General features: G+C 39.0%; 10 protein-coding genes. 7 read left to right on the top strand and 3 right to left on the bottom strand.

All coding sequences use genetic code 11. The features are described 5' to 3' along the window. Positions 1 to 98: 98 nt before the first annotated feature. From clpB to EM4838_RS07250, 7 genes are all read left to right on the top strand, one after another. A complete protein-coding gene (clpB, locus tag EM4838_RS07280; RefSeq protein ID WP_071867685.1) occupies positions 99 to 2,708 on the top strand; it encodes an ATP-dependent chaperone ClpB in 2,610 nt (869 codons plus the stop codon). 284 nt (positions 2,709 to 2,992) lie between these two features. Next, positions 2,993 to 4,900, top strand: a complete 1,908-nt coding sequence (locus EM4838_RS07275; RefSeq protein ID WP_071867686.1) for a BglG family transcription antiterminator — start codon at positions 2,993 to 2,995, stop codon at positions 4,898 to 4,900. Position 4,901: 1 nt separating this feature from the next. After that, positions 4,902 to 5,351 (top strand): PTS sugar transporter subunit IIA, encoded by a 450-nt coding sequence (locus EM4838_RS07270; protein WP_071867687.1) that lies wholly within the window; start codon positions 4,902 to 4,904, stop codon positions 5,349 to 5,351. Between the two features lie 23 nt (positions 5,352 to 5,374). Further along, complete coding sequence (locus tag EM4838_RS07265; protein ID WP_071867688.1) at positions 5,375 to 5,689, top strand: PTS fructose transporter subunit IIB; 315 nt, start codon at positions 5,375 to 5,377, stop codon at positions 5,687 to 5,689. 27 nt (positions 5,690 to 5,716) lie between these two features. Continuing rightward, positions 5,717 to 6,826, top strand: a complete 1,110-nt coding sequence (locus EM4838_RS07260; RefSeq protein WP_019723575.1) for a PTS fructose transporter subunit IIC — start codon at positions 5,717 to 5,719, stop codon at positions 6,824 to 6,826. 2 nt (positions 6,827 to 6,828) lie between these two features. Then, positions 6,829 to 9,411 (top strand): glycoside hydrolase family 38 N-terminal domain-containing protein, encoded by a 2,583-nt coding sequence (locus tag EM4838_RS07255; protein WP_071867689.1) that lies wholly within the window; start codon positions 6,829 to 6,831, stop codon positions 9,409 to 9,411. A 126-nt stretch (positions 9,412 to 9,537) separates the two neighbouring features. Further along, complete coding sequence (locus EM4838_RS07250; protein ID WP_071867690.1) at positions 9,538 to 10,392, top strand: GRP family sugar transporter; 855 nt, start codon at positions 9,538 to 9,540, stop codon at positions 10,390 to 10,392. 84 nt (positions 10,393 to 10,476) lie between these two features. Here EM4838_RS07250 and EM4838_RS07245 read toward each other — a convergent pair whose 3' ends face one another. The 3 genes from EM4838_RS07245 to EM4838_RS07235 are packed head-to-tail and all read right to left on the bottom strand — an operon-like array spanning position 10,477 to position 12,870. Further along, complete coding sequence (locus EM4838_RS07245) at positions 10,477 to 11,145, bottom strand: DUF2238 domain-containing protein (protein ID WP_071867691.1); 669 nt, start codon at positions 11,143 to 11,145, stop codon at positions 10,477 to 10,479. Then, entirely contained in the window at positions 11,138 to 11,632 is a 495-nt protein-coding gene (locus tag EM4838_RS07240) for a nucleoside 2-deoxyribosyltransferase (RefSeq protein ID WP_071867692.1), read from the bottom strand. The genes EM4838_RS07245 and EM4838_RS07240 overlap by 8 nt, the downstream gene beginning before the upstream one ends. Positions 11,633 to 11,652: 20 nt before the next feature. Continuing rightward, entirely contained in the window at positions 11,653 to 12,870 is a 1,218-nt protein-coding gene (locus tag EM4838_RS07235; RefSeq protein WP_071867693.1) for a GNAT family N-acetyltransferase, read from the bottom strand. Positions 12,871 to 12,881: the final 11 nt, after the last annotated feature.

Here is a 12,881-nt window from a genome sequence, read left to right as displayed (position 1 = left end):
AAGGTTAAAGAAAACGAGACTTTAGACGGATGTTATAGACGCTAGAGAAAGATATAGTTGACTTTGACCAAACAACTTCTACTACAGGAGGGAAATATATGAATAGTGAAAAAATGACAACTACGCTCCAAGAAGCGATTGCAGAAGCACAACAAGTAGCGATGACAAGAAAACATCAAGAAATAGACATCGTTCATTTATGGAAGATCTTTTTACAGCCAAATCATTTTGGCCGTAATCTATATACAGATGCAGGCATTGATGCAGATGCCTTTGAACAAGAGATTGATCGAGTGTTAGATGAATATCCAACAGTCTCAGGCAGCAATGTCCAATATGGACAAAATCTTAGTCAAAATCTTTTTCATTTATTGAACGAAGCGGATCAATTGAGAGAAAGTTTTGGCGATGAATTCTTATCCACTGAGATCGTGCTATTAGCTTTAATGAAATTAAAAAATTATCCACTGACGGTTTATTTGACCAAACAGGGACTGAATGAAAAAGAATTGCGTAAAAATATCGAAGACATGAGGGGAGGAGAGCGTGTGACCTCTAAAAATCAAGAAGAACAATATAAAGCGTTAGAAAAATATGGTGTCGATCTCGTCCAACAAGTCCGTAGTGGCAAAATGGACCCGATCATTGGCCGAGATGAAGAAATTCGTGATGTGATTCGGATCTTGTCACGTAAAACTAAAAACAACCCTGTGTTGATCGGGGAACCTGGTGTGGGTAAAACAGCGATCGTTGAAGGATTAGCGCAACGAATCGTCCGTAAAGATGTACCAGAAAACTTAAAAGATAAAACCATTTTTTCTTTAGATATGGGTGCCTTGATTGCCGGAGCAAAATTCCGTGGAGAGTTTGAAGAACGCTTAAAAGCAGTCTTGAAAGAAGTGAAGAAAAGCGATGGGCGGATCATCTTGTTCATCGATGAGATCCACAACATCGTCGGTGCAGGAAAAACGGAAGGTAGTATGGATGCCGGTAACTTGCTTAAACCGATGTTAGCTCGTGGTGAACTACATTTGATCGGTGCGACTACTTTAGATGAATACCGCCAATACATGGAAAAAGACAAGGCGTTAGAGCGACGTTTCCAAAAAGTATTAGTGAAGGAACCAACTGTTGAAGATACGATCAGTATTCTGCGGGGGTTGAAAGAACGTTTTGAGATTCACCATAGCGTCAATATTCACGATAATGCTCTGGTTGCGGCAGCTACATTATCCGATCGCTATATCACAGATCGCTTTTTACCTGATAAAGCCATTGATTTGATCGATGAAGCAAGTGCGACGATTCGAGTAGAAATGAATTCCATGCCAACGGAATTAGATCAAGTGACTCGTCGTTTGATGCAGTTGGAAATCGAAGAAGCAGCCTTGAAGAAAGAATCTGATGATGCAAGTAAAAAACGTTTGAAGAACTTACAAGAAGAACTAGCCGATCTTCGAGAAGAAGCCAATGCGATGAAGATGCAGTGGGAAACTGAAAAAGAAGAAGTAAATACCGTATCTTCTAAACGTGCAGAAATCGATAAGGCAAAACATGAATTAGAAGACGCAGAAAACAATTATGATCTTGAGCGTGCCGCTGTTTTACGTCATGGTACGATTCCACAATTAGAGAAAGAATTAGCAGAACTAGAAGCCAAAACAAAAGACAGTGACATCAAGATGGTACAAGAATCTGTCACTGAAAATGAGATTGCTCAAGTTGTAGGTCGTTTAACAGGGATTCCAGTAACGAAACTCGTGGAAGGTGAACGAGAAAAACTAATCAAGTTGAATGAAACACTTCATAAACGTGTCATTGGGCAAGATGAAGCGGTAGACGCAGTGAGTGATGCGGTCATTCGTTCTCGTGCAGGATTACAAGATCCAAACCGACCATTAGGTTCATTCTTATTCTTAGGACCAACTGGTGTCGGTAAAACAGAACTGGCAAAAGCTTTAGCAGAAAACTTGTTTGATTCTGAAGAGCATATGGTGCGGATCGACATGAGTGAATATATGGAAAAACATGCGGTTTCTCGTTTAGTTGGTGCACCTCCTGGTTACATTGGCTACGAAGAAGGTGGACAGCTAACAGAGGCTGTGCGACGAAATCCATATACGATCGTTTTGCTCGATGAAATTGAAAAGGCACATCCAGATGTCTTCAATATTTTATTACAAGTATTAGACGATGGTCGTTTGACGGATTCCAAAGGTCGTCTTGTTGACTTTAAAAACACGGTGATGATCATGACAAGCAATATCGGTTCTCAATTATTGTTAGAAGGTGTCACCGCGGAAGGTACAATTCCAGAAGAAGTCGAAGAACAAGTGAGAACGATCCTTCGTGGTCATTTCAAACCAGAATTTTTGAATCGTATTGATGACACGATTCTATTTACACCATTAAGCCTAAACAATGTCAAAGGGATCGTTGACAAGATGGTTTCTCATTTGGCACATCGTTTAGAAAATCAAGAAATCATCTTGGAAATCAGTGACGAAGCAAAAACATGGATTGCAGAAAATGCGTATGAGCCTGCATATGGGGCACGCCCATTGAAACGATTCATTACAAAAGAAGTTGAAACGCCGTTGGCTAAAGAAATCGTAGCTGGCAAGATCATGCCAAAATCGAAAGTAACGATCACTTTGTTTGATCACCACTTGGCATTCGCAACTGAAAACTTACCCGAAGACGAATAATAAGAAGCGCTTGTATCACCATTATACATGACAGAAGCGGAAATCATTACCTGTCAAAGTAGTGGACTATTACTGATAGTCTGCACTTTGACAGGTATTTTTTTTCGTCTATACTTTAATAAACAATTAGTTGGTTCATTGAAGAAACAGAAACTAAAAAATGAATGGCGTAGTCAAGTTAGCGACTAAACCTATGATTTACTGTATTCAAAACGGTAAAAGTAAGTGTTTTCATAAAACGGCAGACAAGCTAAGATAGAAAATGTAGATGAGGTGATAGTGTGATGATCAAGGAACGGGAAAAAGCAATCATTCAATATATTTTGATGAACGAACATACGACGGTCACAAAAATAGCAAAACACATGAATTTATCGAATAAAACAGTTTCACAATCACTAAAATTGATCGATGAGCTATTTAGCGGAACAACCATCGAACTAATTAGAAAACCACGAGTCGGTGTCTCGATCAACGGTGATCCAAACGAAATATTAAATCAGATCGATACAACGAACATGGTAACAGTTCCAGCTTCTAAAAAAGAACGTATTCAATTCCTCTGTTTTGAACTCTTGAAAAAAAAGACCTATTTCACTCGCCAAGAACTACAAGATACACTATTTATAAGCAAATCGACATTAGAAGGTGATATGATCCAAGTCCATGAGATTTTCCGCCATTTCAACGTTAGCATCGATCGACTGCCTGGTAAAGGTTCATTTCTAAACTTATCAGAGCAAGAAAAAAGACGCTTAGCCTTTGATCTGATTTACTATTTTTGGGGTAGTAATTGGAAAATCACCAAAAAGAACCAACTATATCTACACTCGATCCAAGGTATTCCTCCTTTTGTCAATGATTTCATCGACATGAAGAATATCACATTAGTTGATACAATGTTGCAGGAATATCTAAAAGATGCACAAATAAGGTTGAATGATACGACCTATCATTCATTATTGCTCCATCTGTTGATCATGATTGATCGCGTAAGAGAGGATAACTATTTAGAAAGTGAAGGAGTATTTGGAAAAGTCAGAGAAAATAAACCATTTGATTTATTCATTCTAAAACTAGAAAAAACTTTCTCATTGACATTACCTTCTTCTGAAGTCCGTTATATTCTCTTACACTTAGAAGGTGATACGTTGCTTGAACAAACGAAGCAAATGCAAGAAGTAACAGATGAACGCATTCGACAATTGATTCACGAAAATGTAACCCTTTACAATGAAAGTATCATTTTAGGATTAGTTACACACATCAAAGAAGCAGTCTTGCGTATCAAAAAAGGACTGTTGATCCATAATCCTTTTTTACAAGATGTGAAGAAAAACTTTCCTGTGGCGTTTACAGAAGCGATCCAATTAGCTAATGCCTTGAGCCAAGATTTTGTGATCAACGTCCCAGAAGATGAAGTCGCTTTTCTTGCTGTCCATATCCAAGCAATGAAAGAGCAAAAAGAAGAAAAATATCAGAAGAAAGTCAGTGTATTACTTGTTTGTAGCAGTGGCAAAGGCACATCACAACTCTTGGCTGCCCGACTTCGTAGAAATTATGAGAAGATCGAAATTTCTAGGATACTTTCAATCCAAGAGTTGATGCAGACATCGATCAATGAAGATCTGGTGATATCGACTGTCAACTTGAACCTAGAGACGATACCAACGATCAATGTTTCACCGGTTCTCAACAAATCAGAACGTCAAAAAATTGAGCGTTTTTTAAAGGATGCTCAAAATAATACCATCAAGCCAACGAATCACTTTGCGGACTTGATCAAAGAGGAATTGATCTTTTTGGATCATTCATTCTCAGACTATCAGGAAGTGATTCAATTCGTTGGACAACAATTGATTGAAAAAGGATACGCAGAAGAAAAAATCATCTCTTCTTCTTTAGAAAGAGAACAGCTTTCTTTTACCTCTTTTGGAAAATTTGCAACACCACACGGGGCCCCTAAATACGTTAAAAAATCGGCGATCGTCTTTTTACGCTTAGCTAATGAATTGATGTGGGGAGAAACGAAAGTCAAATATTTATTTTTCATCTGTATCAAAGATGAAACAGCACAAGAGCTGGAAGAAGTCTATGATGTCATGCTAGAGATCATCGAATCTGGTGAAAAAAAACATTTGCTAAAAGGAACAAAAAATGAGATCAAAAACTATTTGAAAGAGGAATTTTAATATGAGCATTGCAACTTTACTACCTTCTAATCATATTTTTTTAGATATGGAGAGTACAACCAAAGAAGAAACGATTCGTCAATTAGGGGAAGTTTTAACGAATAACGGCTTAGTCAACAATAAAGAAGCTTATATCCAGTCTGTATTAGAAAGAGAAGAACATTCGACGACAGGCATTGGGAACAATATTGCCATTCCTCATGGGAAAAGTGAAGCAGTCAGTGAGCCAGCAATTGTTTTTGCACGATTGAAACAACCAATCGATTGGCAATCGTTAGATGAAGAACCAGTTTTTGTGGTCATTTTATTGGCGATCCCAGAGTCACAAAAAGGGGATACCCATCTAAGAATCTTATCTGAAATTGCGATGAAATTAATGGATGATGACATTACGGCACAGTTAAAAACTGAGACAGATAAACAACAAATCGCGAAACTATTAAGCGAATAAACAAATGAAAAGAGGAAAAAGAGATGAAAAGAAAAATTATCGCAGTTACAGCTTGTGCTACAGGGGTCGCTCATACGTATATGGCAGCTCAAGCACTAAAGAAAGCAGCAGCAAAACGTGGAGATTTGATCAAAGTTGAAACACAAGGAGCAACAGGTATCGAAAATGAGTTGACTGAAAAAGATTGCAAGATTGGCGAAGTCGTTATTTTTGCAGTAGATACAAAAGTGAGAAATGAAGAGCGTTTCAAAGGCAAAACGATCTTAAAAGTGCCAGTTGCCGCACCAATCAAGAATGCCGAAAAAGTCATCGAAGAAGCTTTAGGAATGATCGACTAATCAATTAATCAGTGGGGGAGAAAGTAAATGAAAAAAATAGCAAGTGAAATCAAAAATCATGTTTTAACAGGAATATCTTATATGATACCGTTAGTGATCGCCGGAGCAGTAATCATGGCCATTTCTCGTGTGGGTGGTTCATTTTACGGAATTGTGGATATTTGGGACGGTTCTCATGGCGAGAGTGGGAATGCGATCATTCGTTTATTGCATAGTTTAGATGGTTTCGGTGGCACAGCACTTGGTTTGATGTTCCCAGTGATTTCCGCATTTATTGCCTATTCGATCTCAGATAAACTAGGGATTGCTCCTGGTTTAGTTGGCGGGATGTTAGTGAAAGATATCAATGCAGGCTTTTTAGGCGCAATCGTTTCTGGTTTGATCGCTGGTTATGCTTGCTTGTTGATCAAAAACAAAATCAAATTGCCAAAATCAATGGCATCAGTTGTACCAGTATTTCTAGTACCAGTTTTAGGTACATTGATCACCGTTCTATTAGTCAATTATGTGATCGGTACGCCATTTGCAGCATTGAACGTTGGGTTAGAATCATGGTTGAACGGTTTAAGTGGTGGAAATGCCATCGTTATGGCAGCAGTCGTTGGCGCAATGGTTGGTTTTGACTTAGGTGGACCAGTCAATAAAGCGGCGGTGACAACAGCAATGGCACTATTGACTAGTAATGTTTATGCACCAAATACTGCAGCACAAGTGGCCATCATCATTCCACCAATCGGGTTAGGATTAGCCACGATCTTTGCGAAAAATAAATACAACAATGAATTAAAAGAAGCTGGAAAATCAGCTGTGATCATGGGACTTGTCGGTATTTCTGAAGGAGCGATCCCATTTGCCGTTGAAAATCCATTAAAAGTTATCCCAATCAATATGATTGGTTCTGCCTTAGGTTCTGCGATGGCAGTTGGTTTAGGGGCAGTGAACACAGCACCAATCTCAGGGTTTTATGGCTGGTTCACAGTGGAAAAATGGCCGATCTATGTACTTTCGATCGCTACAGGTGCATTGTTCATCGCGATCTTAACTAGCGTGCTACGTTCAAAAGATGCTGGACAAGAAGTAGAATCAGCAGTAGAAGAATTTGACGAAGCTGCTTGGGAAGAGCAATGGGAAGCGTAACTATGACAAATATACACATTGTAAATCATACACATTGGGATAGAGAATGGTACTTTACTTCCATGGATTGCATCGTTTTAAGTGATCAGTTATTTACAGATGTTTTGGAAGAGCTGAAAAGACAGCCTAATGCTACTTTTGTATTAGATGGACAGCTTTCGATCTTAGATGATTACTTGGAACTATATCCAGAAAAATTACCAGAGATCAAAGAATTAGTTGCGAAGGGTCAATTATTTATTGGCCCTTGGTTCACACAAACGGATGCGTTTTTTGCCTCAGGGGAATCTATTTTAAGAAATGCAATGGTAGGAGTTTTTGAAAGTAAAAAATATGGGAAGTATCTACCTATTGGTTATCTTCCAGATACATTTGGATTCAATGCACAAATGCCGACGATTTTAAACGAGGCGGGGTTTGACAATATTATTTTTTGGCGTGGGATCGACTTAGGTGAACATGTCCAATCGCCATATTTCAAATGGAAAAGTCTAAGTGGAGAGAATGAATTGTATGCGGTGAACTTTCCTCAAGGTTATGGTGCGCAACAACAACTAGAACCAACGAAGAGTTATGTGGAAGGCCGATTAGATAAAGGCATCGATTTTATCAAGAGCTACGCAGATGAAACAGACATCTTGATTCCAACAGGAAACGATCAATTAGGCATCATCTCATCTTTAGAAGAGAAAATCAATAAAATCAATCAAATCGGTAAATATAACTATCAAACAAGCACGTATCAAGCGTTCATGGACTTGGTTCGTCAAAAAGATCTGGAAGAGTACCAAGGAGAATTTCGTGCACCTGTTTTTGCTCGCGTACACAAAACGATTGGTTCTGTCCGGATGGATTTGAAACGTGAGATTTTCAGATTAGAAAATAAACTGACATTAGAAATCGAACCAATGGTCGTGATTGCGAAGGAGCTAGGCATCGTTTTGAGCAATCGGTTAGTCATGAAGGCATGGAAAAAATTATTTGAGTGCCAAGCACATGACAGTCTAGCCGGCTGTGTGTCAGATAGTGTCTCGCAAGACATCGCTCATCGTTTGAAAGAAGTATCAGAAATCTGTGATAGTATCGAAAACTTAGTATTGAAAAGAATTTCTGAAGGACTACAGCTGACGGATCAACAATTCTTGATTTTGAATACTTCAGTTACACCTTTCAAAGGAAAAAAAGTGGTAAAACTCATCTCAAAAGTCAATCAAATCGAAGTATTGGGCCATGATTCTGTTGTCATCTCGATGGATTATGTACCTAGTCGTCAAAATATCATGGAAGAAACCCCAGCCGGCAATCGTTTTATCGAAGAGCCAGGATACTATATTTTACTAGTAGCTGTTGATTGTTCATTTGCTGGGTTAGGCTATCAAGTCTTCGATTTCGTCAAACAGACTACGGCTGGTCTACCTGACATGACCCCACGCATGATGATCTCAAAAGGTAACTATTCTTTGACTTTTGAAGAGGGACAACTTGCCTTTTCAGATGGTCATCATACGATCAAAGACTTCTTGACGATCGTGGATGATAGTAATGCCGGAGACACTTACGATTATTCTCCGATACCTAATGATCACCCATTCTCTTTGCCGTTTGATTCATGTAAAGGCGACGAAGAAACCTTGATCTTGGAAGGGAAACTGGCGCTTCCTTATACATTGGCAGAACGTATCGCCGGTCAAACAACGAAAATCTTCGCTTACCAGCTGACATTGAAGTTAACGGAACAGGGAGAGGTCCAAGGCAGTCTTTCTTTTAGAAATTCTGTGTTAAATCACCGTATTCGCATCAAAACAAAGTTGAATCAATCGATTGAAAAGGTCGTTTCTGCGATCCAATTTGGTTACTTGGAAAAAACAAACCAGTCGATGAACGATTGGGAACAAAAATATTCTGAAATGCCAGTAAATATCGAACCTTTTGAAAAACAAGTGATCGCGTATAGTTCCGAAGAGGCATTAGTGTTTTATACCGAACAAAGTAAGGAATACGAATATATCAATGACTCCTTATATGTCACCGTATTAGCCACAACGGATTCGTTAGGGAAACCAGATTTGATGTATCGTCCAGGACGAGCTTCAGGAGATACGACGAAAAAAGGGCATATCATGATGGACACACCGCTTGCTCAAATGGAAAATCAACGGATCGATTTTGACTTTTCTATGCGCATGGCACCAACTGATATTTCAGAAAACACGTTAGTGACATGGAAAGCAGAAAAAGAACAACCGTCGATTTCGTATCAATTGCAAGATTTGAATTATTTCGTTTATCGAATCGACAATAAGATCCAAAGTAGAATCCAACCACTTTCTTTGAGTGAACGTACGTATACGCAAATTTCGTTAGATTTAGCAGAAGGATTAGCTGTCAGTGCGATCCATAACGCTTATTATTCAGATGGTGTAGTGATTCGATTATTCAATGGCACTTCAGAAAAACGTTACCTTGAGCCAGAGAAGCTTTTTGCAGGATTTAAGTACACACGTATCAATGCCTTGGAAGAAGAAGTGACAGAGACAAAATCGATCAACGGCTATGGTTTAGCCACTTATTTATTAACAAAATAAAAAATACATTGAGGCACAAGTTGGTTCTCAAGGCGTTGCTTCTGGAACACCGTTTAGCGGGTTTTAGGAACAGCAAGTTGACTACTTGTGTCTTTCTTTAGTTGTGAAATTGAAAGAGGAGAAATTATGGCGATACACCATTTATTTTTAGCATTGATCCCAGCATTAGGGTGGGGCATGATGCCAATATTATCTAAGATCATGGGGGGCAAGTCAGAAGAACAATTGATCGGCACCACCATTGCTGCCTTACTATTTGGTTTGATATTTAGTTTGTCTCAACAAGTGACGTACCAAACGGTTTCATTTATTATTTGTTTTTTGTCCGGAGCATTTTGGGCGGTGGGGCAATACTTTCAGTTCCGCGCATTAGAAAAGGCCGAAGTATCAAAAGCCATGCCCATATCTGTTGGGACACAATTAGCCTTTGTTACGCTAGTCTCAGGCATTTTTTTGTTAGAATGGACGAGTATCTTTGTAGCTATTATGTCGATCATAGCTTTATCTGTCATCTTAGTTGGCATATTGTTGGTAACGAAAACAAGTAATAATAATGGCAAGATTGCCAAACAAGTCATTGTCTTTTTGTGCATTTCATCTGCGTTTTTGATGCTATATGTAACAATCACTAGTTATTTTGATATTCATGGACCACAAGTTTTTCTACCTCAATCCATCGGCATGTTTGTTGGAGGGATGGTCATCTCAATGAAGAGGATCAGACAATTGAAAGTCAATGCCATTGCTCGAAATATCATCACCGGTTGTTCTTGGGTGATCGCTAATACGACGTTATTTGTTGTATCTGCGTCTTTAGGTGTGGGTATTACTTACTCGTTTTCGCAAATGAGTTTGCTTGTCGCGACCTATGGAAGTATCATTCTTTTGAGAGAGAAGAAAACGGTATTAGAGAAACGTTCTGTGTATTTGGGTACACTGGTGTATGTCATCGGTGTAATTGGCATGAGCTTGTTGAAGTAAAAATTTGCAGAAAAAAAAGTGAGTCAGGAATCTTTAGGATCCCAAACTCACTTTTTTTAGTAAGGTTACTGTTGATACTAGCAATCAATCTTCCAATTTTTTTAATCGGTAGCTCTCAAAATGTGCTGGGTCTTTTTTCACTTGGACCCACGCATAAACACCCATGATAAAGGCGCCGACTGTATTTGTTAGTAAATCTCCCATTGTATCCATCAATGCTTCGCGTCCGACGAAGAGTGTACCATCAGAAGCAGCAAATCGTTGCAGGTTCATCCCTAAGAATTGATCGCATAGAAATTCCCAGAACTCCCAGAAAACACCGCATAATCCGGCAAAAGCAAATCCAAATAAAAGAAATAGCCAAGGACTTGTTTTCTCGATTGGCGCGTCTTTCAGCAAGAAGCCAATCAAACCGTAACCTAAGGCAGTCAGAACCATCGGGCTAACGGCGTGTAAGATTTTATCCCAAAATGAAATAATACTGATCAAGTGCATACCTGTTCCTAAAAAGACAGAGATAAACAAGAAAAACCAATAAAATAAAACAATTGCATCAGGAACATGGATCTTGAACAATCGGCGAATGATCTGTGGCAAATAAATCAATAAGATACCTGCCAAAGATTCGACGATAAAGGTGATTCCTTGTGTGGTCGAATATTTATTTGTTACAAATTCGAAAATGTTATAACCCACAACAAATAGACCGAAAATCGTTAATGCAATCTGAACTTTTTTTACTGTCTTACTCACTAATATTTCCCCCAGCTAGATATGATTTCAATGCTTCGAACAAAGCTTCTTCAGAAGACACGATCGTTCCGTTCAACTTGATCAAGCCGACCGTATAAAGATTTAAATAATGAAACTGATTTTCACCGGCCTGTTGCAAGGCAGCGACTTTTTTTGGATGAGTCGCTCCTTGTTGGCGGCTATCTGTATATAAACCAATGATCGGAATGCCTTTTGCATAGGCGACACCGATTTCAGAAGCAACTCCGGCATCGATTGTTAATCCATCTAAAAGAGCGATCATCAGGTCACTTTCTAGTACTTTTTCTGTATCAGCCAAGGCGATCATTTTGCTGTCTGCATAGGCAGTCTTATCATTGATTGCTTCGTTTTCTTGTGGTAGATAGATCGATAAATCAGAAGAAATCTCTCTGATTTTTTTTACAAGAGATTCGTTATAAAGCAAATCTCCTTTTGCAAATAGTGGTGCTGCAAAATAAATATTCATTCGTTTCAACATCCTTTGTATTAGAAATAGTCACTAAAATAAGCTTCCATGTTTGGGATGATCCGCTCTAATGTCTTGATCATGTCCTCATCCGTGGTTATGCGCTCGATTCGAGCAAGGTAAGAAGCACGACGATAATTCATCATTAGGCATGTCAAGGTTTGGATATCTAAGCGAACCATTTTTCCTAGGGGTTCGTTAACAATCGACAAACGACCATCTCGCCATGTCAAGCCAAATACGCCATTGTTCCAAGGTGCCACGGAATCTTCCACGATGAAATGGAAATCCTCTGCTGTACCAGAAAAAGGGAAGCGCTGGATAAATTCTTTGACGTCAACGATTCTTGCCATAAAATAAGGTTCGATCTGTTCTTTGATTTGACTATCTTCTAATAAGAAAGCGAGGGGTTCATTTTTGTAGATATCGCCATGTACCCAGTAAACCATTGAGAAATGTGCAGAGATGAAGTTCCACAACCCATTACGCGCCTCTTGGTTCAAATAAAACATCTCTTTGACATGGAAGACTTCTTCAGCGACCCAATAAAAAAGTACACCTGTTGGTTCATTGTCGCTATTGTAATAAATCGCCGCAGTCCGTTCTTCTTCATTTTCGAAACGCCAGTATTCTTCCCAGTGAAAGGCACTACGAAACAGTGCACCATGATTCTTTCCCGCAAACTGTTGATAGACACGGAAAACATCTTCGTGATCGACAGGCAGTCGTTCCACGATACCAGAAACAGGTACTTGTTTAGGTAGTTGCGTATCACGTATTTTAAAGGATAACTTATCTGACATGATTTCCCAACCTTTACGCCTGTAATAAGGGATATTGTAAGGATAAAGATATGAGATCCACTGTTTGTTTTTGCGCATGTTGTCTAATGCGACGATGATCAAGTCTTGCATCAATCCATGGTTGGCATATTCGGGATAGGTTCCAACGCCAGTCACACCACCCATTTGGTACCGTGTACCGTGGATATTGACCTCGCAAGGATAGATCGCGATTTGAGATATCAATTTTTCTTTATGAAACCAGCCGAATACATTGGATAATTCTAGAATCGGTCGCTTGGAACGTACAAATTCCCGTTTGTTTTCGAATCCACTTTCTTCAATATCAGAGTCAGTGACTTGAAAAACGTAGGAAAGTAACTCATTGAACTGGTCAACATGTTCCTCCGTGACAGGCTTCAACTCAAAATTTTCTCTAAAATCTGTTTGGTCCATTTTTTCAACTC

It is taken from the genome of Enterococcus mundtii (genome assembly GCF_002813755.1).
Taxonomy (GTDB): domain Bacteria; phylum Bacillota; class Bacilli; order Lactobacillales; family Enterococcaceae; genus Enterococcus_B; species Enterococcus_B mundtii.
Note: the sequence above shows the minus strand (reverse complement) of the source record. Positions and strands in the feature narration are given on the sequence as shown.